The 25,048-nt window shown below is 67.7% G+C and carries 23 protein-coding genes; 9 read left to right on the forward strand and 14 right to left on the reverse strand.

Annotated features, from left to right (window positions below; all coding sequences use genetic code 11):
- Window positions 1-165 precede the first annotated feature (165 nt).
- From zomB to glf, 5 genes are read right to left on the reverse strand one after another with little or no spacing between them, the layout of a single operon-like run.
- A complete protein-coding gene (gene zomB, locus ABW16_RS10445; RefSeq protein WP_047319113.1) occupies window positions 166-2,184 on the reverse strand; it encodes a flagellar motor control protein ZomB in 2,019 nt (672 codons plus the stop codon).
- Window positions 2,162-3,085 (reverse strand): decaprenyl-phosphate phosphoribosyltransferase, encoded by a 924-nt coding sequence (locus ABW16_RS10450; RefSeq protein ID WP_047319114.1) that lies wholly within the window; start codon window positions 3,083-3,085, stop codon window positions 2,162-2,164. Before ABW16_RS10450 ends, zomB begins: the two co-directional genes overlap by 23 nt.
- Window positions 3,082-3,648, reverse strand: a complete 567-nt coding sequence (locus tag ABW16_RS10455; protein ID WP_082134051.1) for a phosphatase PAP2 family protein — start codon at window positions 3,646-3,648, stop codon at window positions 3,082-3,084. Before ABW16_RS10455 ends, ABW16_RS10450 begins: the two co-directional genes overlap by 4 nt.
- Entirely contained in the window at window positions 3,645-5,540 is a 1,896-nt protein-coding gene (locus tag ABW16_RS10460) for a glycosyltransferase (RefSeq protein WP_047319115.1), read from the reverse strand. Before ABW16_RS10460 ends, ABW16_RS10455 begins: the two co-directional genes overlap by 4 nt.
- A complete protein-coding gene (gene glf, locus ABW16_RS10465; RefSeq protein WP_200900646.1) occupies window positions 5,537-6,739 on the reverse strand; it encodes a UDP-galactopyranose mutase in 1,203 nt (400 codons plus the stop codon). The genes ABW16_RS10460 and glf overlap by 4 nt, the downstream gene beginning before the upstream one ends.
- Window positions 6,740-7,029: 290 nt before the next feature.
- Between glf and ABW16_RS26765 the strand changes: the two genes are divergently transcribed.
- Together ABW16_RS26765 and ABW16_RS10475 are read left to right on the forward strand one after the other, a co-directional pair.
- Window positions 7,030-7,920 (forward strand): exported repetitive protein Erp, encoded by an 891-nt coding sequence (locus ABW16_RS26765; RefSeq protein WP_047319117.1) that lies wholly within the window; start codon window positions 7,030-7,032, stop codon window positions 7,918-7,920.
- Between the two features lie 167 nt (window positions 7,921-8,087).
- Entirely contained in the window at window positions 8,088-9,845 is a 1,758-nt protein-coding gene (locus ABW16_RS10475) for an N-acetylmuramoyl-L-alanine amidase (RefSeq protein WP_047319118.1), read from the forward strand.
- Window positions 9,846-9,854: 9 nt separating this feature from the next.
- Here the strand turns inward: ABW16_RS10475 and ABW16_RS10480 are convergent, their stop codons facing one another.
- Genes ABW16_RS10480 through ABW16_RS10495 form a run of 4 tightly spaced genes read right to left on the reverse strand, consistent with a single transcriptional unit; the run spans window position 9,855 to window position 13,064 of the window.
- Window positions 9,855-10,685 carry a Cof-type HAD-IIB family hydrolase gene (locus tag ABW16_RS10480; RefSeq protein WP_047319119.1) on the reverse strand — a complete coding sequence of 277 codons (831 nt, stop codon included), beginning with the start codon at window positions 10,683-10,685 and terminating at the stop codon, window positions 9,855-9,857.
- Window positions 10,685-11,485 (reverse strand): lysophospholipid acyltransferase family protein, encoded by an 801-nt coding sequence (locus tag ABW16_RS10485; protein WP_047319120.1) that lies wholly within the window; start codon window positions 11,483-11,485, stop codon window positions 10,685-10,687. The genes ABW16_RS10480 and ABW16_RS10485 overlap by 1 nt, the downstream gene beginning before the upstream one ends.
- A gap of 6 nt (window positions 11,486-11,491) precedes the next feature.
- Window positions 11,492-12,265: a lysophospholipid acyltransferase family protein gene (locus tag ABW16_RS10490; protein WP_047319121.1), complete on the reverse strand. Its 774-nt coding sequence runs from the start codon at window positions 12,263-12,265 to the stop codon at window positions 11,492-11,494.
- Between the two features lie 7 nt (window positions 12,266-12,272).
- Window positions 12,273-13,064, reverse strand: coding sequence for a lysophospholipid acyltransferase family protein (locus ABW16_RS10495; protein WP_047319122.1), 792 nt, complete (start codon window positions 13,062-13,064; stop codon window positions 12,273-12,275).
- 83 nt (window positions 13,065-13,147) lie between these two features.
- Between ABW16_RS10495 and ABW16_RS10500 the strand changes: the two genes are divergently transcribed.
- Both ABW16_RS10500 and ABW16_RS10505 read left to right on the forward strand, forming a co-directional pair.
- Window positions 13,148-14,707 (forward strand): MBL fold metallo-hydrolase, encoded by a 1,560-nt coding sequence (locus tag ABW16_RS10500; protein WP_047319123.1) that lies wholly within the window; start codon window positions 13,148-13,150, stop codon window positions 14,705-14,707.
- Window positions 14,704-15,042, forward strand: coding sequence for a hypothetical protein (locus ABW16_RS10505; RefSeq protein ID WP_047319124.1), 339 nt, complete (start codon window positions 14,704-14,706; stop codon window positions 15,040-15,042). The genes ABW16_RS10500 and ABW16_RS10505 overlap by 4 nt, the downstream gene beginning before the upstream one ends.
- An 18-nt stretch (window positions 15,043-15,060) precedes the next feature.
- On the opposite strand, the gene ABW16_RS10510 is transcribed toward ABW16_RS10505, so the two are convergent.
- Together ABW16_RS10510 and ABW16_RS10515 are read right to left on the reverse strand one after the other, a co-directional pair.
- A complete protein-coding gene (locus ABW16_RS10510) occupies window positions 15,061-16,617 on the reverse strand; it encodes a phytoene desaturase family protein (RefSeq protein WP_047319125.1) in 1,557 nt (518 codons plus the stop codon).
- A 67-nt stretch (window positions 16,618-16,684) separates the two neighbouring features.
- Window positions 16,685-17,269 carry a TetR/AcrR family transcriptional regulator gene (locus ABW16_RS10515; protein ID WP_047319126.1) on the reverse strand — a complete coding sequence of 195 codons (585 nt, stop codon included), beginning with the start codon at window positions 17,267-17,269 and terminating at the stop codon, window positions 16,685-16,687.
- Between the two features lie 89 nt (window positions 17,270-17,358).
- Here ABW16_RS10515 and ABW16_RS10520 point away from each other — a divergent pair, with 89 nt between their 5' ends.
- Together ABW16_RS10520 and ABW16_RS10525 are read left to right on the forward strand one after the other, a co-directional pair.
- Window positions 17,359-17,832: a DUF2834 domain-containing protein gene (locus tag ABW16_RS10520; protein ID WP_047319127.1), complete on the forward strand. Its 474-nt coding sequence runs from the start codon at window positions 17,359-17,361 to the stop codon at window positions 17,830-17,832.
- Between the two features lie 67 nt (window positions 17,833-17,899).
- Window positions 17,900-18,460, forward strand: a complete 561-nt coding sequence (locus ABW16_RS10525; RefSeq protein WP_047319128.1) for a TetR/AcrR family transcriptional regulator — start codon at window positions 17,900-17,902, stop codon at window positions 18,458-18,460.
- 6 nt (window positions 18,461-18,466) lie between these two features.
- Here the strand turns inward: ABW16_RS10525 and ABW16_RS10530 are convergent, their stop codons facing one another.
- Entirely contained in the window at window positions 18,467-21,376 is a 2,910-nt protein-coding gene (locus ABW16_RS10530) for an MMPL/RND family transporter (RefSeq protein ID WP_047319129.1), read from the reverse strand.
- A complete protein-coding gene (locus tag ABW16_RS10535) occupies window positions 21,373-21,774 on the reverse strand; it encodes an MmpS family transport accessory protein (protein WP_275564536.1) in 402 nt (133 codons plus the stop codon). The genes ABW16_RS10530 and ABW16_RS10535 overlap by 4 nt, the downstream gene beginning before the upstream one ends.
- A 190-nt stretch (window positions 21,775-21,964) precedes the next feature.
- Between ABW16_RS10535 and ABW16_RS10540 the strand changes: the two genes are divergently transcribed.
- From ABW16_RS10540 to ABW16_RS10550, 3 genes are read left to right on the forward strand one after another with little or no spacing between them, the layout of a single operon-like run.
- Window positions 21,965-22,522, forward strand: a complete 558-nt coding sequence (locus ABW16_RS10540) for a TetR/AcrR family transcriptional regulator (protein ID WP_047319130.1) — start codon at window positions 21,965-21,967, stop codon at window positions 22,520-22,522.
- A gap of 44 nt (window positions 22,523-22,566) precedes the next feature.
- On the forward strand, window positions 22,567-22,893 hold the full coding sequence (locus ABW16_RS23855; RefSeq protein WP_200900641.1) for a helix-turn-helix transcriptional regulator: 327 nt from the start codon (window positions 22,567-22,569) through the stop codon (window positions 22,891-22,893).
- Window positions 22,886-23,392 carry a nucleotidyl transferase AbiEii/AbiGii toxin family protein gene (locus ABW16_RS10550; protein WP_047319131.1) on the forward strand — a complete coding sequence of 169 codons (507 nt, stop codon included), beginning with the start codon at window positions 22,886-22,888 and terminating at the stop codon, window positions 23,390-23,392. Before ABW16_RS23855 ends, ABW16_RS10550 begins: the two co-directional genes overlap by 8 nt.
- A gap of 344 nt (window positions 23,393-23,736) precedes the next feature.
- On the opposite strand, the gene serS is transcribed toward ABW16_RS10550, so the two are convergent.
- On the reverse strand, window positions 23,737-24,990 hold the full coding sequence (serS, locus tag ABW16_RS10555) for a serine--tRNA ligase (RefSeq protein ID WP_047319132.1): 1,254 nt from the start codon (window positions 24,988-24,990) through the stop codon (window positions 23,737-23,739).
- Window positions 24,991-25,048 lie beyond the last annotated feature (58 nt).

The raw sequence follows: 25,048 nt of genomic DNA on the forward strand, positions 1-25,048 counted from the left end.
GGTTCTGCCTCCCGGTCCGCGAACCGGCCCGTTACCGGAATTTTCTGCATTTGCCGCGCTGCGCTCACAAGAGCATTCCAGCCGGTGAGACCGGACGCGGTCGGTAGCTGCGCGGGTCGGGGAATGACGTCCGTCACAATTTTTCCCTCGTCCCGTACCGGACAGTCAGGGAACCTCCGGCGGCATCCCGGTGTAGAGCGGGCGGGTCGGTTCGGGCACAGCCAGTCCGCAGCGGATCAATTCGTCGCGCGGGACCCGTTCGATCCGGTATCGGGTGAAGCCCGGCGAGTGCAACACGTTGGACAGGAACCGGCGCGGGCCCATCGGCGCGCGCACCGAGCCCAGCACCGCCGCGGTGTCGGGGCAGCGCAGGGCCGCCTCCGCCTGGGCGATCCAGTCCTGGTCCAGGTACCCCGGGATCAGCGGGTACCACTTGACCCAGGGGCCGTCAGCCACCACCCAGTCCCGGAACAGATCCTTGTCATGGCCGATCCGTCCGTGCTCCAGCCGTTCGGTGTGCGCCGCGATCGGATTGATCAGCCCGATCTGGTCCAGCACCCGGACGTCCAGGCCGGTGTTCATGCCCAGCATGCCCATGTTGGTGAAGAAGACAGTGTGCGGTCCGGTTCCGCCCGGGTCGGGTTCGGCGGGAACGCCGACCCCCGGGGGCACCGGCAGGATGACCGGCACCACGTCCCACTGGTCGTAGTTGCCCGACGGCAGCAGCAACGCCCCGTCGGGGGTGGCGGCGATCGTGGTCAACACCGCGCGCATCCGCGGATAACCGAGGTAGTCCGCGGCGGTCAGCGGGTGGGCGTTGCCGGTCGCCTGGGAGTAGAACCGACGCTCGTCGACGATCCCGGAGTAGGTGACACGGGTGGCGTCATCGCCCATCCCGTGCGAGTTGGCCGCCCACAGCGCCCAGCCGGCCACCGCCAGCCACAGCAGTCCGACGGCGCCGCTGAGCGGGTAGCCGGCCTCCCGGCGATAACGCGCGCCGTCGGGCAGCAGCACCGGAATGACCGCCACCGGGGCCAGCATGCAGAACAGCGGCGCCAGCAGCACCCGCCCGTGCATGAAGTCGCCGCCCTGGCGCACCCAGTAGGCCGCCTGCAGCAGCCCGCTGAACACGAAGAAGCAGACCACCGCACCGGGGCTCTGCACCAGTCGGGCCCACGGGCCGACGCCGGGCGGTACCGGACGGCGCGGCCGGTAGCGCACGGCGGAGCCCACCCACAGCGCCGCACCCAGCGCCACCAGCAGCACCCCGGGCACCCACAGCGCGTAGGGGGCGTTGAAGTTGGCCAGATAGATCATTCCCTGCGACCACTTGTCGCCGGCCGCGTCTTTGGCCAGCGCGGTCCCCGGCACCAGCAGGCCGTAGTAGCCCATCCGGAAGATCTGATACGCCACCGGCAGCGCGCCGCCCGCCACCAGGATCAGCACCCGGGGCCGCCATTCCCGGGGCGCGGCGATCAGCAGCATCACCAGCGCACCGCCGCCGATCAGCGCCAACTCGGGACGGACCAGCACACTGCAGCCGGCAATGAACGCCAGGCATGCGGTGAAAAGGGCTCCGCGAGCACGGGATCGGGGCATCCGCAGCGCCTGCGACCAGCAGACCAGCATCCACCACAGCAGGCCCAGGTAGGCCAGCACCAGACCGGCCTCCAAGCCGGAGGTGGCGAAGTCCCGCGCCGGGGGCAGCGCGATGTAGACCAGCGCACCGGCCGGCAGCAGCAGCGCGCGGCGACCCTGCAGGCTCGGCGCATAGAGCCGGGCGGCACCCAGCATCAGCATCGCCACCCCGGCCAGGCTCAGCACCAGTGCGAAGACCAGCGCCACGTACTCCATGCGCACCGGCCCACCGAGCCAGCTGCCGAGATACATCAGGTACGTCCAGGCCGTGGAGGTATTGGCCTCCACGCGTTCGCCGACGTTGAACACCGGGCCGTTGCCGGCCAGCAGGTTGCGCACGGTGCGCAGCACGATCAGTCCGTCGTCGGAGATCCAGCGCCGCCGCCACGCGCCGATGCCGAACATCAACAGCACCACCGCCACCCCGGCCCACGAGCTCAGCCGCACCGACGGGCTGTAGGAGACCGCGGGCCAGCCCAGCGGCCGGACCCGAGGGTCTGGCGCTCTGTTCCCCCGGGCCGAGCTAGCCGAAAGCGACGGCAGCACCGATGGTTCCGATCCAGGCCAGCGCCATCAGCTGCAGCACCCGGTCACGTCGCAGGATGTCCTCGGCTTCGCCCGCCATGCCCCCGTCGACGTCGACCGCGTAACGCAGGATCCCGACGACGATCGGGACGATCGACACCGCGTACCAAGAACCCGTGCCGTTGTCGCGCTCGAACGCGAACAGGCTGTAGCAGACCAGCATCGCGGTGGCCGACATCGTCCACACGAACCGCAGGTAGGTGCCGGTGTAGCTCTCCAGCGACTTGCGGATTTTGGCACCGGTCTGTTCGGCCAGCTGTTTCTCGGCGTAGCGCTTGCCGGCCACCATGAACAGCGAACCGAACGCCATCACCAGCAGGAACCACTGCGACAGCGGGATGTTCGCCGCTACGCCGCCGGCGATCGCCCGCAGCAGATACGCCGACGACACGACGCAGATGTCCAGCACCGCTTGGTGTTTGAGCCCGAAGCAGTACGCCAGCTGCATGGCAAGATAGATGGCGATCACCAGGGCCAGGTTCGGGGTCAGCCACCAGGAGACGCCCAGCGCGAGCGCGCCGAGCAGCGCCGCCAGGGCGTAGGCCAGCCCGACCGGCACCACGCCGGCGGCGATCGGCCGGAATCGCTTGGTGGGATGCGCCCGGTCAGCCTCGACGTCACGGGAGTCATTGACCAGGTAGATCGACGAGGCCGCCAGCGAGAACACCACGAACGCGATCAGCGCCTTACGGCCGACATCGGCGTAGTCGTACTGCACGTCTCCGCCGAGCGCGGCCATCGGGGCGGCCAGCACCAGGACGTTCTTCACCCACTGGCGGGGCCGCATGGCCTTGATCACCCCGGAGAGCAGGTTGGCCGGCGGGCCGAGCTCCGACGTTCGATCGTGCGTTTCTGCGCTCATCCCGAGTCTCCAGAGTTGTCCAGGCGGATCGCGGCGGCAGCGACCGCGGCTCCAATCAGCGCGCCGGCGGCCACGTCGCTGGGATAGTGCACCCCGAGCACCATGCGCGACAGTGCCATCGGCGGTACCAGCGCCGCAGGCAGTGCTCCGCGCCGCAGCCCGGCGGCGCGACCCAGCAGGATGGCCGCCGCCGCGGTGGAGGTGGCGTGTGCCGAGGGGAAGCTCAAGGCACTGGGAGTGCCCACATTGACCGCGATCGCCGGATGGTTCGGGCGTTTGCGGCGCACGATGCGCTTGATGACGACCGCCGCGGCGTGTGCGGCCAGCGTTCCGGCGCCGGCCACCAGCCAGCTCCGGCGGCGCTGCGGCTGGATCAGGGCGCCGAGCGCCGCTACCGCCAGCCAGCCCAAGCTGTGCTCACCGAAATGCGACATCGCCCGGGCCACCGGCAGCACGCCGGAGCGGCCGGTCAGTGCCGACTGCACCGCGACCAGCACAGCGTCCTCGCCGTGCGGGGGTACCGAGTCATCCAGATTCATGGGGTCCGGGTCGAATTCGGTCATGACGACGTGGCACCGTCGGGAAGCAGCACCGTCTCCCACTGCTGCTTGCTCGCCAGCGTGGGCAGTGCCCGGCGGTAGGTCCGGCGCAGGGCGTCGAACCGGCGCGCCAGCTGATACTGCCGCCGCAGGGACTCGCGCAGCAGCGAGAACATCTTCTCCCGGTCGCGCTGCCGGTAGACCACACCGCGCCCGTCGGCGGTGGTGACGGTGACGCCGTCCTGGGTGCACAGCAGGAACCAGCGGGCGTCCTGGGTGGGGACGTTGAGCTGCGGGCGCCGATGGTGCTCCGGCTCGGTGGCCTTGAGGTTGTGCAGAATGCCGCGGGCCAGCCGATAGCCGATGGACAGCGGCTGCACCGGGGGCCGCATCGGCTTGCGGCGCTGCGAGGGGGCGGGCAGCTCACTGGCCGCCGGCAGCACCACGGCATCGGGATAGGTCTTGCGCAGCGCGTGAATGTCCGGCAGCGCCGACTCCAGAATCGAGAAGATGTGGTCGGGGCCGGCCATGAAGTCGTCCAGCGCCTTGTTCTGCACGGCGACGGTCGAATATTCCAGGCAGGCAAGGTGTTTCAGGGTGGCCTTGAGGTGGCTGCGGATCAGCCCGGAGATGTTGCCGTTCCAGTGCAGGGCTGCCACCATCAACCGGTTACGCAGGTGGAAGTACGCCTGCCAGTCGATCGCGTCGTCTTTGTCGCTCCAGGCCATGTGCCAGATCGCCGCCCCCGGCAGCGTGACGGTCGGATAGCCGTGTTCACCGGCGCGCAGCCCGTACTCGGCGTCGTCCCACTTGATGAACGACGGCACCGGCTGACCGATCTCCTCGGCGACCGCGCGCGGGATCATGCACATCCACCAGCCGTTGAAGTCGACGTCGATGCGCCGGTGCAGATCCGGGGACTCGGCCAGCGCGTCGGTGGCGAAGTTGTGGTCGTACTCGGTGTGCGGGGCGTTGGTCCACATGAAGACGCCCGAGTCGACGACCTCACCCATGATGTGCAGGTGCGAGGGCTCCTGCAGGTTGAGCATGTGCCCGCCGACCAGGGTGGGCGTCTTGGCGAACCGGTTCAGTGCCAGCGCCCGCAGGATCGAGTCCGGCTCGATGCGGATGTCGTCGTCCATGAACAGGATCTGTTCGCAGCCGGTGTTCTTCAGCGCCTCATACATGACCCGGCTGTAGCCCCCGGACCCGCCGAGGTTGGGCTGGTCGTGCATCGACAGCCGGTCTCCGAGTCCGGCTGCCGCGGCGGCGAAGCCGGGGTGGTCGCGCACCTTGCGGGTGCCCTGGTCGGGGACGATCACCGCGCTGATGACTTCGTCGGCATCGGGGTCGGAGGTCAGTGCGAGCAGCGCGTTGACACAGTCGTCGGGCCGGTTGAAGGTCGGGATGCCGACCGCGATGTCGGCCCGGCCGGGGGCCTCGATCGGGGCGTACCAACCGCCGTGGGCCAGCGTGACCGCGGTGTCGGTGGTGATGTCGAACCAGATCCAGCCACCGTCCTCGAACGGCTGCAGACCGACCTCGAATTCGACCACCGTCGGGGTGTCACTGTTCTCGACAGACCCGAAAGGCTTGCCGTCCACCGCGATACGCGCACCGGTCGCCTTGGAGCGGTAGACGTCGACTCGCCCGGATCCGGTCAGCTCCAGACGCAACACCACCGATTCGAGGATCGACCAGCGACGCCAGTAAGACGCCGGGAAGGCATTGAAGTACGTGGCGAACGAGACTTCGGATTCCTCGCCGATCTCCAGGCTGGTGCGGGTGAGCGGGTGCGCCCGCCGGCTGTTGGTCTCGGACTCCTCGATGTAGAGCTTGCGCACATCCAGCGGCTCACCCTGGCGCGGCAAGATGATCCGCGAAAGCCGGCTCACCGCTCGCGAACTGTCAGTCATGCCTTACTGCCCTCCCCCAGCGCCACCCCGTCGGCCAGGTGCGGCGCCAGGATGTTGTCGTACATGTTCAACGCACTGGCGATCGCCATGTGCATGTCCAGATATTGGTAGGTGCCCAGCCGCCCACCGAAGATCACCTTCGCCGACTCCATCTCGGCCTTCGCGCGCGCCCGGTAGGACGTCAGCACCGCCCGGTCCGCCTCGGTGTTGATCGGGTAGTAGGGCTCGTCGGCGTCGTCGGCGAAACGCGAGTACTCCCGCATGATCACCGTCTTGTCGGCCGGGTAGTCCCGCTCCGGGTGGAAGTGCCGGAACTCGTGGATGCGGGTGTAGGGCACGTCGCCGTCGTTGTAGTTCATCACCGGCGTGCCCTGGAAGTCGCCGGTGGGCAGCACTTCGAGCTCGAAGTCCAGGGTCCGCCAGCCGAGCTTGCCTTCGGCGTAGTCGAAGTAGCGGTCCAGCGGCCCGGTATAGACCACCGGCGCGTCGGGGCTGGCCGCCCGGAGTTTGTCGCGAACGTCGAACCAGTCGGTGTCGAGCCGCACCTCGATGCGCTCGTCGGCCGCCATGTTCTCCAGCCACGCGGTGTAGCCGTCGACCGGCAGGCCTTCGTAGGTGTCGTTGAAGTAGCGGTTGTCGAAGGTGTAGCGCACCGGCAGCCGGGTGATGTTGGCCGCGGGGAGTTCCTTGGGGTCGGTCTGCCACTGCTTGGCGGTGTAGTCCTTGACGAACGCCTCGTACAGCGGGCGGCCGATCAGGCTGATCGCCTTCTCCTCGAGGTTCTGCGCGTCGGCGGTGTCGATCTCGGCAGCCTGTTCGGCGATCAGCGCCCGGGCTTCGTCGGGGGTGAAGTAGCGGCCGAAGAACTGCGACACCAGGCCCAGGCCCATCGGGAACTGGTAGGCCTGCCCGTCGTGCATGGCGAACACCCGGTGCTGGTAGCCGGTGAACTCGGTGAACTGTCGCACGTAGTCCCAGACCCTCTTATTAGAGGTATGGAACAGGTGCGCGCCGTATTTGTGGACCTCGATGCCGGTCTGCGGTTCCGCCTCGGAGTAGGCGTTGCCGCCGATGTGCGGGCGCTTCTCGACGACGAGAACGCGCTTGCCGAGCTGCGTGGCTACGCGCTCGGCGATGGTCAGGCCGAAGAATCCGGAACCCACGACAAAGAGGTCAAAACGAGCGGTCATCGGCGCCAAGGGTAGCCGACCAGCGCTCGCCCGCATCGTCGGCGCCCCGCCGCCCTCGCTTGCACGTTCACTATCGCCCGCCGATTCCGGGCACCTGGGCAATTGTCAGGGGCGTCGGGGCCGTCGTCACGCGCCGAGGAAGGGTTGGTAGCAGTTTCCTCACGATTCGATCTCGTCACTCTTTTCACACAAGTCACACGCGTACCGTCGGTCACGTAGGTCAGATGCAAGTGCAGTAAGCGCCACGATGGCCCCGAAGAAAGCGGGGCCGGACGGCAAAACATATTGAGGAGACTTCCGTGCCGAACCGACGTCGACGCAGGCTCTCGACAACCATGAGCGCAGTCGCCGCCCTGGCGGTCGCGAGTCCGTTCGCAGTTGTCGCAGTATCCGAGCTGGTCGCCCACAACAGCGCCCCGCAGCACCACGACTTCGTCGCGGCTTCGTCCGTGGCTGATCTCCCCGGTGAACTGATCACCGCCCTCACGCAGGGTCTGTCCCAGTTCGGGGTGAACCTTCCGCCGGTGCCGGGCTTCGGCAGCGGATCCGCCTCGACCGGGGCGTACCCCGGCCTGACGTCACCGGGCCTGGGCACCCCCGGCCTCACCGACCCGTCCCTGGGCACGCCGGGCCTCACCTCGCCCGGGCTGGGTACACCGGGGCTCACCTCGCCCGGGCTGGGCACGCCGGGGCTCACCGACCCGTCGCTGACCACGCCGTCGCTGTCGACGCCGCCGCTGGGCACGCCCGGTGTGTCCACCACGTCCGGCCTCACCACGCCCGGCCTGACCACGCCGCCGTTGACCGACTCGTCGCTGACGAGTCCCGGGTTGACCAGTCCCGGGTTGACCAGCCCTGGCCTGACCAGTCCCGGCCTCACCAGCCCGGGATTGACCAGCCCCGGCTTGACCAGTCCGGACACCGGGCTGCTCGGGTCTGACGGTCTGCCGCTCACCTCGCCGGTGGGCCTGGACCCCGGCCTGGACGGCACCTACCCGATCCTCGGCGACCCATCCCTGGGCATGCCGGAGGAGAAGGGTGGGCTGGTCAGCGACCTGATGAGCGCCGCCAACCAGCTGGGCGCCGGGCAGGCCATCGACCTGCTCAAGGGTGTGGTGATCCCGTCCATCGCGCAGGCCGCGCAGGGCGCCGGACCGGCGGTCGCCGCCCCGGCCCCGCCGTTGCCGTAACAGGACAAACAGCGGAGCTGTTCCGCCCAACGGCACCGCAGAGTCAGCCCGCACCGGCGGGCACCGGAAGACTCTGCGGTGCCGTTAACAATGTCCTGGTCCCGACCGACGCCGGCGGGCGCGTGTCGCATCACCAACAACACGTGACACATACGTAACATCAGCACGTGCCAACCCGTCGTCGTCCCCCGCCGACGATCAAGCTGACCGCGTCTCTCGCGACCCTGCTGATCCTGCCGTGGGCGTTGAACTCCGGGGCGGGCCCCAAGTCGGCCGGCATTTCGGAGGCAACGCCCAACGCCGCCGCGACCAAGCTGAACCAGCAGCCGCTGCCGGATCTGGAACCGGGCGACACCGTCCGCGAGATCAGCCAGGACGAACCGTTCACCATGGTTGCGCTCACCGGCGCCGACCTGAGCGGCACGTCGGCACGGATCCGCGCCAAGCGCGCCGACGGGTCCTGGGGCCCGTGGTATGCGACCGCGCACGAGTCCAAGCAGCAGACCCCGGCTCCCCGGCCGGCCGATGCGCCGGCTCCCGGGCCGGACGGGACCGAGCCGGTGTTCGTCGGCCGAACCACGGCCGTGCAGATCGCGGTGACCAGGACCGCTCCGAACGCTCCCGGCAACCCGGCTCAGCCCAAAACCCCGGCCAAATCCAAGGGCAAGCCCAGGGCCGACGGGCCGGCCACGACGAAAGGCCCGGCCAAGCCGGAGGCGGCCCCGAAGAAGTCCGCCCCGGGAGATCTCGGCTACCTGCCGGCCACCGCCGCGCAACCCTTTGCCCAGAACATCTCCGCGGTGCTGATCACACCGCCGAAGGCTCCCGCCGATTCGCAGTGGCAACCGCCGAAGGCCGTGCTGGGCCCGGGTCAGGCACCCAACATCATCCCGCGCAGCCACTGGGGCGCGGGCGCCTACGGCCGGTGCGGCAAACCCGTCGAGAGCGGCCCGGTCCACGCGGCCGTGGTGCACCACACCGCGGGCTCCAACGACTACGCCCCCGAAGACTCCGCGGAGATCATCCGGGCGATTTACGCCTACCACACCCGCACCCTGGGCTGGTGCGACATCGGCTACAACGCGCTGGTGGACAAGTACGGCCAGGTTTTCGAGGGCCGGGCCGGCGGCCTCGCCCGGGGCATCATGGGCAGCCACGCGGGCGGATTCAACAGCAACACCTGGGGGGTGTCCATGATCGGCACCTTCGACGACGCGCCTCCCCCGCCGATCCAGCTCGAGACGGTCGGCCGGTTGTTGGGCTGGCGACTCGGGCTGGACCGCACCGATCCGCGCGGTACCACGCAGCTGGTCTCCGCCGGCGGCTCGTTCACCCACTTTCCGCGCGGGGCGTCGCTGACGCTGCCCTCGATCATCGGCCACCGCGACCTCGACGCGACGGAGTGCCCCGGCGAACAGGGATATATCGCGCTCAACGAGATTCGGGAGATCGCCTCCCGGTTCAACGAACCGCCCGGGCCGGAAGACCTCGCCCGGGTGATGGAGGGCGGCGCCATCCACACCCGCTGGCTGGAAATGGGCGGCATGGAGGGCGTGCTCGGCGCGCCCACGTCGCCGGAGGCGATCGGCGAGGGTTCCACCAAGTACGCCACCTTCGAGCACGGCGCGGTGTACTGGTCGCCGGAGACCGGCGCGCAGCCGATCACCGGGGCCATCTACGACGCCTGGGCGTCGCTGGGTTACGAACGTGGCGTGCTCGGGCTGCCGACCAGCGCCGAACTCGCCGAACCGGAGTGGGTGGGCCAGAACTTCCAGCACGGCACCCTGAACTACAACCGGGCCAGCGCGAGGGTGATCCGCGTCGTCGACGGCAATGCCGAAGAGCTGCCCCCGCCGCCCCCGGAGGGCCCGCCGGTGCAGCTCGAGCGCTTCTCGCGGGTGATCGATCCGTTCGCGGTCGGTTAGCCCGCAGAATCAACGCAGAAAAATCCGCTCCAGCACTCGCGCCAGGCCGTCGTCGGTGTTGGGTGTGGTGATCTCGGCGGCCGCCGCCAGCACCTCGGGGTGGGCGTTGCCCATCGCCACGCCGTGTCCCGCACGCACCAGCATCGGCAGGTCGTTGGGCATATCCCCGAACGCCACCACCTGCTCGATGCCGATCCCCAGCGGCGCGATCAGCTCCTCGATGCCGCTGGCCTTGGTGATACCCGCCGGCACCACCTCGATCAGCCCGTGGTTGGTGGAGTAGGTGAGCTCGGCCGCGGTTCCGATGTGGGCCTGCAGCTGCGCCGCCATGTCGGCGCTGGATGCCCCCGTCTTGCGGATCAGCAGCTTGATCGCCGGTTGGGACAGCAGGTCTTCGAGGGACACCTCGGTGTTGTCCGGGTTGAGCCAGGCGTGCTCGTAGCCCGGTGAGCTGACGAACTGCGGGGTGGCCGCGTCGTGCGCGCTCTCGCCGATGCGCTCCACCGCCAGGCCCGCCCCCGGGATGACGCGGCCGACGACCTCGGCCAACTTGACCAGACTGTCGGCCGAGAGCGTCCGCGCCGAGATCACTCGGTCGGTGGCCGGGTCGTAGAGCACCGCCCCGTTGGCACACACCGCCATCGGGGCGAATCCGAGCGCGTCGACCACCGGCGCGATCCACCGCGGCGGACGTCCGGTCGCCAGCACGAAGCGCGCGCCGGAGTCCACGGCCGCGTGCACCGCGGCCCGGGTTCGCGCGGTGATGTTCTCGGTGTCGTCGAGCAGGGTGCCGTCGACGTCGCTGGCGATCAGCGCGGGAGGTCCGCTGTGCGGCTGCATCAGCGCGAACTCCGCCCGGCCAGCGCCCGCCGCAACCGTCCGCCCTGTGCCTGCGCCTGCTCCATACGTTTGCGCTCACGCTCGGCCAACTCGGCTGCGCGCATCTCCAAGGCTTCGGCCATGGTGGGCGCGCCGCCGCCCAGCCGGCGCGGCACCCAGTGCGCCCCCGCCGGGTGCGGGTACTCCAGTTGCGCCTCTTCGAGCATCGCCGCCATCGTGTTCCTCAGCTCGGCGGTGGTCGCCGCCACGTCAGCGGACGCAGCCATCGGCTGACCGATCTTCGCCAGCACCGGAATATTGTTGCGCCACAAATGCTTCGGATGGTCCTTCGTCCAGACCCGGTGGATTCCCCAGACGATCACCGGGATCAGCGGAACACCCGCGGCATGGGCCATCCGGGCCGCGCCCGTCTTGAACTCCCGCAGCTCGAAGCTGCGGCTGATGGTGGCCTCGGGATTGAGGCCGACCAACTCGCCTTGCCGCAACCGCTGCACCGCCTCGTCGTAGGCGCCGGCTCCGGCGGAGCGATCGACCGGGATCAACTTGACGTGCTTGATCACATAGTTGACCACCGGGACCTCGGTCATTTCGGCCTTGATCATGAACCGCAGCCGGCGGCGGCGGCGCAAGGCCGCCAGCGAGGCCGGATACCAGTCCAGGTAGCTGGTGTGGTTGAGGGTGAGCACCGCCCCGCCACGTTCGGGAATGTTCTCCAGGCCGTCGATGGTCACCTGCGGCCCGTTGGCGTTCACCAGCCGCGGGACCACGATCTCCAGCGCCCGGAAGAAGGGTTCGGCCATGGTTTACTACTCCGTGCTCGATGCATCCGGTCGGCCCCGGCCCGCCCCTTTGCGCATCCGTTCCGCCAGCTCCTGCTCTTCGGCAACCCTAGCCTCGTCGGGGGTGGGTGCGCCGCCGCCGAGTCGTCGGGGCACCCAGAATTGGCCGGCGGGATGCGGATAGTCCTGCTGCACCTGAGCCAGCATCGGCGCCATGCGCTCGCGCAACCGGGCGCTGAGCGCGGCGGCGTCACCGGACGGGGCCAGCGGTTCCCCCGCCAGGACGGTGATCGGAATCTTGCTGCGGATCAGCTTCCCTCTCGGATGGTCTTTGGTCCACAGCCGCTGCGCCCCCCAGACGATCAGCGGGACAATCGGCACCTGCGCATCGAGGGCCATCCGGGCCGCCCCGGACTTGAATTCCTTGAGCTCGAAGCTGCGGCTGATGGTGGCCTCCGGGTAGACGCCCACCACCTCACCCGAACGCAGTGCGTCCACCGCGTTCCGGTAGGCGTCGGCCCCGTCGCCGCGGTCCACCGGGATGGTGCCGGTGTGGCGGATCAGAAAGTTCACCACCCGCACCTGCTGCATTTCGGCTTTGATCATGAACCGCATCCGGCGGCCCCGCCGGTATACCGCCAGCGCCGCGGGCAGAAAGTCCACGTAACCGGTGTGATTGATCGCGATCACCGCACCACCGTCGGTCGGGATGCGTTCCAGGCCGAGGTAGTCGATCCGGGCGCCGGCGATCTTCACCGCGCTCAGCGCCGTGAGCTCCAACGCTCGGAAAACCGGCTGCATGCCAGCCCTACTCCGCGGTGCCCGTCGGGCTCGGCGGCTGCTTCTGACGGGCTGCCCGCTCCTCGGCCTTGCGGGCCGCTTCGGCGGCGTCGAGCTCAAGCGCCTCGGCGGGGGTGGGGGCGCTTCCGCCCAGGCTCCGCGGCACCCAGAAGGCGCCGGCGGGGTGGTCGTCGGGATAGGAGTCCTGCGCCTGCTCGAGCAGGTGCTGCATCCGGGTCTGCAGCAGGGCACGCAATTCCTCGACCGGAAGCGTGGGCGGTATCGGCTCGCCGATCGTCACCGTGACCGGCACTTTGGTCCGGCCCAGCCGCTTTGGGTGGTCCTTGGTCCAGAGCCGCTGGGCGCCCCACACGATGTGCGGGATGATCGGCACCTGGGCCTCGACCGCCATCCGCGCGGCGCCGCTCTTGAATTCCTTGAGCTCGAAGCTGCGGCTGATGGTCGCCTCCGGGTAGACCCCGACCAGTTCCCCGGCCTTCAGGTTGGAGACCGCGGCGGCATAGGACTCCGCGCCCTGGCTGCGATCCACCGCGATGTGCTTGCAGCCGCGCATGATCGGCCCGGTGAACCGGTTGTCGAACGTCTCCTTCTTGGCCATGAAGCGCACCCAGCGCCGTGGTTTCGCGTCGTAGGAGGCCACTCCGGCGAACAGGAAGTCGAAGTAGCCGGTGTGGTTGATCGCGACCACCGCGCCACCGGTGGCGGGAATGTGCTCCCGGCCGGTGACGATGATCTTCAAGCCCTCATAGCGCCACAGCGTTCGCGCAGCGGCAGCGACACCGCCGTACCAAGCCTCCACAGCGCTCAAGCCTAGGCGATGCGGCCGGGCGCGCCGCCGGTAAGCTCGGATGGGAGCTCGTTCAGCGTCGGGAGAAGGTACACGTGCAGGTCACCAGTGTCGGGCACGCCGGCTTCCGGATCGAGACCACCGCGGGCAGCATCCTGTGCGACCCGTGGGTGAATCCGGCCTACTTCGCGTCGTGGTTCCCGTTCCCGGACAATTCGTCGCTGAACTGGGATGCTCTCGGCGACTGCGACTACCTCTACATCTCGCACCTGCACCACGACCATTTCGACCCGCGGCATCTGGCGGCTCACGTCAACAAGGACGCGGTGGTGCTGCTGCCCGATTATCCGGTGCCCGACCTGCGCCGTGAGCTCGAGGCGCTGGGTTTTCACCGGTTCTTTGAGACCGCCGATTCGCAGCGGCACACCGTGTCCGGCCCCAAGGGCGATCTGGACGTGATGATCATCGCGCTGCGCGCCCCGGCCGACGGCCCGATCGGCGACTCCGGGCTGGTGGTCTCCGACGGTGTGACGACCCTTTTCAATATGAACGACTCCCGTCCGATCGACCTGGACGTGCTGAAAGCCTTCGATTCGATCGACGTGCACCTGCTGCAGTACTCCGGGGCGATCTGGTACCCGATGGTCTACGACATGCCGGCCCGGGCCAAGGAGGCATTCGGCACCCAGAAACGCCAGCGGCAGATGGACCGCGCCCGCCAGTACGTCGCCCACGTCGGGGCACCGTGGGTGGTGCCGTCCGCGGGTCCGCCGTGCTTTCTGGATTCCGAGCTGCGTTACCTCAACGACGATCACGGCGATCCGGCCAACATCTTCCCCGACGAGATGGTGTTCTTGGACCAGCTACGCCGCAACGGCCACCACGGCGGGTTGCTGATGATTCCCGGAAGCACCGCGAGTTTCACTGGAGCACAGCTGGATTCGCTCACCCACCCGCTGGACGACGCCGACGTCGAGGCCATCTTCACCACCGGCAAGGCGGACTACATCGCCGCTTACGCCGATCGGATGGCGCCGGTGCTGGCCGCCGAGAAGGCATCCTGGGCGGCGGCGGCCGGGCCGGCGATGCTCGAACCGCTGCGCGCACTGTTCGAGCCGATCATGGCCCGCAGCAACGAGATCTGCGACGGCATCGGCTATCCGGTCGAGCTGGTGTTGGACGGGCCGGCGCACACCGAGACGGTGGTGCTGGACTTCCCCAAACGCATGGTGCGGCAGCCGATTCCCGGTGAGAAGTTCCGTTACGGCTTCGGCATTCCGCCCGAGCTGGTGCGGACCGTGCTGCGCGACGGAGAACCGGACTGGGTCAACACCATCTTCTTGTCCACCCGGTTCACCGCGTGGCGGGTCGGCGGTTACAACGAGTACCTCTACACCTTCTTCAAGTGCCTCACCGAGGACCGGATCATCTACGCCGAAGGCTGGTTCGGCGAGAGCCATGACGACTCGGCGACCATCACACTGGCCGACTGGCAGATTCAGCGTCGCTGCCCCCACATGAAGGCCGACCTGTCCAAGTTCGGAGTGGTCGAGGGCGACACGCTGACCTGCAACCAGCACGGCTGGGAATGGGATCTCAAGACCGGTCGCTGCCTGACCGCCAAAGGCCACGAACTGCGCTGCGAGAAGCTGTGACCGACGACTCCTACGACGACGGATTGGTCGTCCTGGATCGCGAGGCGATCACGTTGCGCCGCTACCATTTCCCCTCCGGTACCGCGAAGGTGATCCCGCTGTCGGCAGTCCGCGGCTACCGCGCCGAGCCGCTGGGCATGCTGACACACCGATTCCGGATCTGGGGCAGCTCGGATCTGCGGCGCTGGCTGCCGCTGGATATCAGCCGGCCGATGCGCTCCACCCTGATCACCCTGGAGCTGCACGGCGACCCGTGGCCGCATCCGGCGTTCACCCCGGCGGACCCGGACACGTTCCGGGTGCTGCTCGACGAGCTGTTGGCAGCCCAGCGGTAATTGCCGCCCGGTGTGCGCTCAGCGGTCGGCCAAGACTTGATGGGCGGCGTTGTAGCCCGGGATGAACGTGATCCCGGGTCCGCCGTGACAACCCGCGCTGCCCAGATACAGCCCTGCCACCGGTAACGGCTGGCCGAGGAAGCCCCGCGGCCCGGGCCGGTTGGGGCCGATCCGATCCGGGTTGAGCAGGCCGTGGCAGTAGTCGCCGCCGGGCGCACCGAACATAGTGCCCATATGACGCGGGGTGAAGGTGGTGTGCCGGGTGATGCTGCGCTCGAAATTCGGTGCCAGCCTGGTGATCTTGTCGATCACCCGCTGCCCCATCTCGACCTTCATCTCGCCGTAGTTGCCGTCGCCCTCGATGGGGAACCACAGTGCGAATGCCGACGCGGCGTGCTTGCCGGGTGGGGCCAGCTCGGGATCGTGCAGCGACGGGATCTGCAGCACCACGGTCGGGTCGGCCGGAACGATGCCGTGGCGCGCATCCTCCCACTGCTGCTGAACCTCCTCGGGCGTGCAGAAGATCCCGACGGAGGCCTGCATGGCGGGGTCGTTCAGCGCCTCGTACGGCGCGGCGAACTCCGGCGCCTCCTCCAGCGCGAAATGCATCTGTAGATAGCTGCCGCGATGGTCGGTGCGGGCGTAGCGGGCGCGCACGTCGTCTGGGACCGAAGCCGGGTCGAGCAGTCCGGTGACGGTGACGTCGGGGGCGATGGCCGACACCACCACCGGTGCGCTCACGGTGTCGCCGGATTCCGTACGCACCCCCGAGACCCGGCCGTCGGCCACCACGATCTCGCTCACCGTGGTGCGCAGCCGCAACTCGCCACCGAGCCCGGTGAACGTATCGCGCAGATGCCCGGTGAGCGCGCCGATTCCACCGCGCAGCTTCTTCATCAGCACGGTGTTCTCGTCGGGCACCCCCAGGCCGTAGGCCAGCGCCGCGGCGCTGCCGGGGGTGGACGGTCCGCGGTAGAGGGTGTTGACGGCCAGCACGGTGAAGGAGCCACGCAACGCCGCGTGCTTCTCCCGGTCGGGCAGGTAGCGGTCCAGCACGTCGGTGACCGAACCGAACAGCATGTCGTCGATAGCTGACCGTTCGAATTCGTTTGTGGCGCAGGCATACATCTCGTCGAGTGACTTCGGCGGCCGGCCCGCCTCGAAGCGGCCCAACGCCCGGGTGGGGGCCTGACTCCAGCCCAGCAGCCCGGCCATGCCGTTGACCGCCTCGGCGCCGTGCACCTCGCTGAGGTGGGTGAACAGCTTCATCGGGTCGGTGTACTGGATCAGCGGGTCATCACCGACACCACGCATCGCCACCGACATGACCTCGAGGTCGATGCTCTCCAGACCGTCGAGGCCCAGCTCGGCGCTGACCGCGGCCGACGTCGGGAACTGCACCGAGCCGGCGATCTCGAACCGGTAGCCGTCGAACAGTTCCACCGTGGAGGCCATCCCCCCGGCGTAGCGCCCGGCCTCCAGGCACAGCGTGCGTAGTCCGGCGCGCTGCAGGATGAGCGCCGCGGCCAGGCCGTTGTGTCCGGCGCCTATGACAATCGCGTCGTAATCGGTCATCCACGCGCCCCTTCCCGCTTTCCGGGAACGCTGGCACGCGTGGATTGTTTTGTCAATATTGACGTAACTAAAGGTTGCTCAGCGAGTCCAGCGCGGTACGGCACATTCGGGCCAGCTCGGCCAGCGAGCGGTCCGCACCCAGCATCCAGACCTCCATCGCCGCGAACACCGCCGCTGCGATACAGCGCGCCGTCACGGCGACTCGCAGCGGGTCAGCGGGTTCGTGCGATGCGGTGTCCCGCAGCCGCTCGGCCACCGCATCGGCGAAATCGGCCTCCACCTGCCGGATGTGGCGAACGATGCGCTCCGGGTCGAGTTCCTCGGCGCGCAGCGCGGCGATACGGGTCACTGCCTCGACGTCGTAGGGGAACGCGAAGATCGCCGCCTGGACGGCCTCGATCATCGGCTCAGCCGGTGGACGGGCGGCCAGGGCACTGCGGAACCACTGCAGTCCGGCGTCGTAATCGGCGAACAGCAGATCGTGCTTAGAGGTGAAGTGCCGGTAGAAGGTCCGCAGCGACACTCCGGCGTCGGCGGCGATCTGCTCGGCGGAGGTGTCCTCCACACCCTGCGCTAGGAATCGGACCAGCGCGGCCTGGCGCAATGCTTCGCGGGTCCGTTCGCTGCGCGCGGTCTGTGGCGCTCGGGGCATGCCGGTAAACGTACCCCAGTGCCTCAGCTCCACGCGCGCCGAAAATGTCATTATTGACAAAACTTGCGGCGCGTGATGAGACTGGCCGCATGATCTCGCTCATCGTGCATGCAGTGCTGGGCCTGGCGACCATCTGGTGGATCGTGGCATCCAACCGAGCGGTCTTTGCGAAACCCGCTGGGGGCGGAGCGTTCTCACCCCTGGAGGTCGTGTACTACCTGATCGGTATCGCCTCGATTGTGCTGGGCTGGTACTTCAACATTCGCTTCGTTCAGGAATACGCGCACGGCCCCAACCACAATCCGATCTGGGGGCCGGGCAGCTGGACGCAGTACATCCAGCTGATGTTCACCAATCCGGCTGCCGGTTCGGCCAGCCAGGACTACACGATCATCAATGTCGTTCTGCTGCCGCTGTTCACCATCGTCGACGGCTACCGGCGTGGGTTGCGGCGCCCGTGGCTGTACTTCGTGTCGAGTCTGTTCACCAGCTGCGCGTTCGCCTACGCCTTCTACTTCGCCACCATCGAGCGCCAGCACCGGCACGTTAAGGCCGCGGCCTAGCAGGGTCGTTGCAGGACCACCTCCAAACGCACCGCGATAGGCTGGCCGCGTCGACAGGAGGAATGTCGTGGCCAAGCCGGTGGCGCCGCGCGGATCCGCGCGCGAGCGAGTGCTGCAGGCGGCGTTGGCCCTGTTCGTGGAGCACAGCGTGGGCGGTACGTCCATGCAGATGATCGCCGACCGGCTGGGTGTGAGTAAGCCGGCCGTCTACTACCAATTCCGGTCCCGGGACGACATCGTCGTTGCGCTGGTGGAGCCGATGTTCGACGACATCGGGCGGGTCATCAAGATCGCCCAGGCCATGCCGTCCCAGCAGGGCAAGCGGGACGTGACGGTCAGCGGCGTCGTCGAGCTCGCCGTCCGATACCGCCGGCTCACGTTCCTGTTCTACGACCGTGCCGTAGAGCACGCCGTGCGATCCCGCGAAGATTTCATGGCCGCGGGCCAAGACGTGGCGGCGATCCTGCAGGGGCCCGAGCCGGACGCGACAGCCCGTGTCATCACCACGGCGCTGATGGCGGGAACCTTCACCGCGGCAGCCGATCCGGAGCTCGAAGACATCTCCGACGAAGAACTGCACGAGCTCCTGCTGGCGACCGCGCGCAGGGTGATGGAACCGCTGACCTGAGGGTCCTCACCAAGTTCCGCGGTGCGCTCCGCCGCCGGAGCCGACGAACTCGTCGCGCGGATTCTCCGGCAGCGGCGCCGGCCACGGTACCGGTTTCGGCCGCTCGCGCGGCACCTGAGGCCACCAGAACCACTTGCCGAGCAGGGTGGCGATCGACGGGGTCATGAAGGAACGGATGATCAGCGTGTCGAGCAGCAGACCCAACCCGATGGTGGTGCCCACCTGGCCGACCACCCGCAGTTCGCTGATCGCCATCGTCATCATGGTGAGGGCGAACACCAGCCCCGCTGCCGTCACCACCGATCCACTGCCGCCCATGGCCCGGATCATGCCGGTGTGCAGTCCGGCGTGGATCTCCTCCCGCAGGCGGGACACCAACAGCAGGTTGTAGTCGGCACCCACCGCCAGCAGGATGATCACCGCCATGGCCAACACCATCCAGTGCACCGGCAGGCCGATGATGTGTTGCCACAGCAGCACCGACATACCGAAGGCCGTGCCGAGCGACACCACCACGGTGCCCACGATCACCAAGGCCGCCACCACCGCGCGAGTGATCACCAGCATGATGATGAAGATCAGGCACAGCGCCGCGACTCCGGCGATCATCAGGTCGTAGTTGGAGCCCTCCTGCATGTCCTTGAACATCGCGGCGGTGCCGCCGACGTAGATCTTGGAGCCCTCCCACGGAGTGGTCTTGATGGCCTCTTTGGCGGCGAGCTTGATCGCGTCGATGTGCTCGATGCCGTCGGCGCTCAGCGGGTCTCCCTCGTGGGTGATGACGAACCGCACACCGTGGCCGTTCGGAGACACGAACATCTTCATGCCGCGCTGGAATTCGGCGTTGTCGAAGATCTCCGGCGGCAGGTAGAACGAGTCGTCGTTGCGAGCCTTGTCGAAGGCCTCCCCCATCGCGGCGGGATCTCCCTGGGCCTCCAGCCGCTGCTGGGCCAGGCCATTCTGGGTGGCATAGGTGGACAGCATCATGTCCTTGGCGTTCTTCATCATCTGGATCATCGGCGGCATCAGCGTGAGCATCTGGGGCAGCTGGGCGGCCATGGCGTCCATGTCCGGAACGATCTGTTTGAAGCTGTCGGTCATCGTGTCGACTCCGTCCATGGCGTCGAACACCGATCGCAGCGAATAGCAGACCGGGATGTCGAAACAGTGCGGCTCCCAGTAGAAGTAGCTGCGCATCGGCCGGAAGAAGTCGTCGAAGTTGGCGATCTTGTCGCGCAGTTCCTCGATGTCGGAGACCATCAGGTGCATCTTGCCGACCATGCGGCCCATGGTGGCGTTCATCTGTTCCATCAGCTCGATCATCTTCGTCATGGTTTCGATCTGACCCTGCATATCCTCGGCCTGGGCCAGCATCTCCGCGGTGCGGTCGTCGTTGAACTTGCGCGTCATCTCCGAACTCACCGCCTGCATGCCCATCATGTAGCCGAAGGTGGAGTGCTCCATCGGGATGCCCTGTGGCCGGGTGATGGACATGACCCGGGAGATACCGGGAACCGCGGTGACCCGTTTGGCGATTCGCTCGATGATCAGGAAGTCCGCGGAGTTACGGACGTCATGGTCGGTTTCGACCATCAGCATCTCGGGGTTCATCCGCGCCGAGGGGAAATGCCGGTCCGAAGCCAGGAAGCCCTGGTTAGCGGGTAGGTCGGCCGGCATATAGGCGCGGTCGTTGTAACCGGGCTTGTAGCCGGGCAGGGCCAGGATCCCGACCAGGGCAACCGCGGTCGCTCCGATCAGAATGGGTCCCGGCCAACGGCTCACGGCCGCACCGATTTTACGCCAGCCCCGGCCACGATTAGCTCGCTTGGGCTCCAGCAGCGTGCCGAACCGGCTGGCCACCGTGATGACGGCCGCCCCCATCGTCAGCGAGGTGATGACCACGATCGTCATCCCGATCCCCAACGGAATACCCAGCGACCGGAAGTAGGGCAACCGGGTGAAGTGCAGGCACAGCGTGGCGCCCGCGATCGTCATGCCGGAGCCGAGCACCACATGCGCGGTACTGCGAAACATGGTGTAGTAGGCCTGTTCTCGGTCCTCGCCGGCGCTGCGAGCCTCCTGGTATCGGCCGATCAGGAAGATCGCGTAGTCAGTGGCCGCCGCGATCGCCAGGGTCACCAACAGGCTGGTGGCGAACGGCGAGAGCCCGATCAGACCGTTGTAGCCCAACAGCGCCACGATGCTGCGAGCCGACATCAGCCCCGTCATCACCATCGACAGCGCCAGCAGCACGGTGGTGATGGACCGATAGACCATCAGCAGCATGGTGATGATGACCACGAAGGTCAGCCCCTCGATCATGTGCATACTGCGGGTGCCGGCATTGTTCTGATCGGCCGACAGCGCCGCACCCCCGGTCACGTAAGCCTTGACACCCGGTGGCGCCGTGACACTCTCGACGGCCTGCTGGACCGCCTTGACCGATTCGTTGGCCAGCGCCTCGCCCTGGTTGCCGGCGGTGTAGATCTGCACGTAGGCGCACTTGCCGTCGGGACTCTGGGCGCCGGCCGCGGTCAGGCGGTCGCCCCAGAAGTCCTGGATGTGTTCGACGTGGGTGGTGTCGGCCTTGAGTTTGGCGATGATCGCGTCGTAATAGTGGTGGGCATCCGCGCCCAACGACTCCTCGCCTTCGATCACCAGCATGACCGAGCTGTTGGAACTGAACTCTTCGAACAGCTGGCCCTGGCGTTTGATCGCGATCATCGACGGCGCGTCGTCCGGTGTCATCTGCACCGCGGCCGTCTCGGCAACCTTCTCCAGTTGCGGAACGGTCGCGTTTGCCAAGACGATGATTCCGATCCACCCCAGCATGATCGGAATGGCCAGGCGCCGAATCCATTTGGCGATAAATCCGCGCTCGGCGCCGTGGGAGGGGGTGTCGGTCGGTGTGCTCATGCGGATTTCACCAGACAAAAGGTCAGGGCGCTGTAGCCGGTGGCGGTTCGTTCGTCTTTGAGCTCGTTGTCGATGCTGATGCGACAGCCCAGGGTGGAACCCTTGCCCTGGGCAAAGAGATTCGGCGACACCGCGGACAACGTGGTGCTCAGGGTCACCGACCAGGGCAGCGTTGCGGCATCGACGTGCTGCGGCCTGCTGTCGAGGTCGAGATAGCTGATGTCGGCGGTGGCGCCGGGTTCACCGAAGACCTCGTAGGTGACGACCTTCGGGTTGTACGGCTTGGTGTCGTCGACCTTGGTGCTGATGAGGTTGGAATTCTCGCCGCCGAAGTAGGTGCGCAGCCGCAGCACGGTCAGCGTCCCGACCACCACCACGGCAACGATGAGCAACGGCATCCACGCGCGCCTCAGCGGATTCGTCGAGCGACTCGACATCGGCAACACCCCCTCCTGCCTGAACCTGCGGTTAAGTACGACGAAAGGCAAAATTATACGATCGATAAAGTAGAATCAAGCGATCGGTCAGTCTTAGCGTGCGGCGTGGCTCACGCCGGTGAACGGTCGGCCCGACAGCAGGAGGCATGCAGTGGCGAAGACGATGGCGCCGAGGGGATTCGCGCGGGACCGAGTGCTGGAGGCCGCGCAAGGACTGTTCGCCGAGCACGGGGTGAGCGGCACGTCGCTGCAGATGATCGCCGACCGGCTAGGGGTCAACAAGTCGGCGGTGTACTACCAGTTCCACTCCAAGGACGACATCGTGGTCGCGGTGTTCCGCCCGGTGTTCTCCGACATCGCCCGGGTGGTCACGATCGCCGAGGCGATCGCCTCCCGCGAGGTCCAGCGCGAGGCCACCATCAGCGGCCTCATCGAACTGGCCGTCCGGCACCGCCGCACCACTGCCCTGCTCCACACCGATCCCGCCGTGGTAGGGGTCGTCGAAGCCATCGGAGAATTCCGAGACGCCTCCCGCCGGTTGCAGACCATTTTGGCGGGACCACAGCCCGACCCGGCCACACTCATCGCGATCGCTGTTCTGGTGCCCGGAATCCTCGGTGCGGCAGCCGATCCCGCAGTGGCCGACATTCCCAGCGAGGAACTGCACCGGATGTTGCTGGACTGCTCACGCCGGCTGTTCGCTGCCTGATACCACCGGGGCCCTGGTATAGCAGTACTGCTATACTTGACTGGGTGCGCGGGATAGGAAACGACCTGGTACGGGAGGCGCGTAAACGCGCTGGTCTCACCCAGCGCCAGTTGGCCGAATTGGCCGGCACGACGCAAAGTGCGCTGGCGCGGGTCGAATCCGGGCGAACTGCCCCAAGCTTCGATCAGGTGCTGCGGCTGGTGCGACTGTGCGGACTCGACCTCGACATCATGCTGGTCGAGCGCGATGACTCCGACTACGCGCAAGCATCGCGACTGCGGGATCTCACCGCCCAGGAGCGCTGGACCCGGGCCGAGCAGGTCGCCGATCAGATGCGGCAGTTCCGGGAAGCGGGGAGCCGGGGTGCCTGAAGTGCTGCAGCCAGGGCCGCTGCTGGAGGTGCTGCTGCGGCACGGCGTCCGCTTTGTGCTCATCGGAGGTTTCGCTGCCATCGCCCATGGGTCGCCGTTTCCCACCGAGGACATCGACATCACGCCCGAGGCATCGTCGGCCAATCTGAAACGGCTGTCCGACGCCCTGACTGAACTCGGCGCGAAAATTCGCACCGAGGGTGCTGACGGCGGCCTGCCGTTCGCGCGCGACGAGGTGTCACTCGCGGCGGGCGGAGTGTGGAATCTGGTGACCCGCTACGGCGACCTGGATATATCGCTGGTCCCGAGCGGAACGACCGGTTACCCCGACCTCGTCAAGGAGGCCACCGACCAGGCCGCCTTCGGCCTGCTGATCCCGACGGCGTCGCTCGCCGACATCATCCGCAGCAAGCAGGCAGCGAATCGGTTGAAAGATCAACGGGTGCTACCCGTGCTGCGGGAAATCCTGGCGTCGCGCCACGGCCGGCCGACCGATTGACCGGCCCAAACCACATATGTGGTTGTTGCCCGCCTTTGAGCGACAACCCACGTTATGTCGGGTTGGCGGTGGGGCGGCCTGGCCCGCCACCTCCGCCGGCAGTGCTATCGGGCTCGGTCACCGCGGTGGTTGTTGTCGCTCAAAGCGTTTCTGGGGGCTTCGCCCGTCCTGGGAGATGGAAAAATAGGCGCCCAGTGAGAATTTGACGACGTGACACGGGCGTGTCGCGTCGTCAAATTCCCACTCGCGGCCAGCGCACCTGTGCCGGGTCTCCGGCAATTTCCGAGTGAGGCGGGCAACTACCTATATGGTCCTGGCTGCGGACCGACGCGAGCGCTTAGGCGCTACGGCTCTAGCACTTCGGTGCCCAGATAGGGCACCAGCGCCTGCGGTACCCGCACACTGCCGTCGGGCTGCTGGTGGTTCTCCAGAATCGCCACCAGCCACCGGGTCGTGGCCAGGGTGCCATTCAACGTCGCCGCGATCTGCGGCTTGCCGTTCTCGTCCCGGTAGCGGGTCGCCAGCCTGCGGGCCTGGAAGGTGGTGCAGTTCGACGTCGACGTCAACTCCCGGTAGGTGCTCTGGGAGGGCACCCATGCCTCACAGTCGAATTTGCGGGCGGCCGAGGACCCGAGATCGCCTGCGGCGACGTCGATCACCCGGTAGGGGACCTCGATACGGGCCAGCATCTCGCGCTGCCAGCCGAGCAGCCGGTCGTGTTCGGCTTCGGCGTCCTCGGGCCGGCAGTAGACGAACCCCTCGACCTTGTCGAACTGGTGCACCCGGATGATGCCGCGGGTGTCCTTGCCGTAGCTGCCGGCCTCCCGGCGGAAGCACGACGACCACCCGGCGTAGCGCAGCGGCCCGCCCGACAGGTCCAGGATCTCGTCGGAGTGGTAGCCGGCCAGCGGCACCTCGGAGGTGCCCACCAGGTAGAGATCGTCGGCCTCGAGCCGATACACCTCGTCGGCGTGCGCACCCAGAAATCCGGTGCCGGACATGACTTCAGGGCGAACCAGCGACGGGGTGATCATCGGGGTGAACCCGTTGTCGACGGCCAGTCGCACGGCCAGCTGCAGCAGACCCAGCTGCAGCAGCGCGCCGCGGCCGGTCAGGAAGTAGAACCGCGAGCCGGAGACCTTGGCGCCCCGGCCCATGTCGATCAGGCCCAGCGCCTCGCCGAGCTCGAGGTGGTCCCGCGGGTTCTCGATCGCCGGCGGCTCACCGACCACGTCCAGCACCGCAAAGTCGTCCTCGCCGCCCGAGGGCACTCCGTCGATCACCACGTTGGCGATCGCCATGTGCGACGCGGTGAACGTCGTCTCCGCCTCGTCCTGGGCCGTCTCGGCGGCCTTGACCTGCTCGGCCAGCTCCTTGGCCCGCGCCAGCAGGGCGGGGCGTTCCTCGGGCGATGCCGCCCCGACTGACCGGCTGGCCGTCTTCTGTTCGGCGCGCAGCGAGTCGGCGGCCGCGATCGCGGCGCGGCGTGCGGTGTCGGCGGCCAGCAAGGCGTCCACCAGGGCCGGGTCCTCGCCGCGACCCACCTGGGAGCGGCGGACACGGTCGGGATCTTCACGCAGCAGCTTCAGGTCGATCACGGCAAAACCCTACAACCTGGCCGGCTGCATCACTTTCGCATCATTTGTCACGCGCCTG

The sequence above is a fragment of the Mycolicibacter heraklionensis genome (assembly GCF_001021505.1).
Classification (GTDB): domain Bacteria; phylum Actinomycetota; class Actinomycetes; order Mycobacteriales; family Mycobacteriaceae; genus Mycobacterium; species Mycobacterium heraklionense.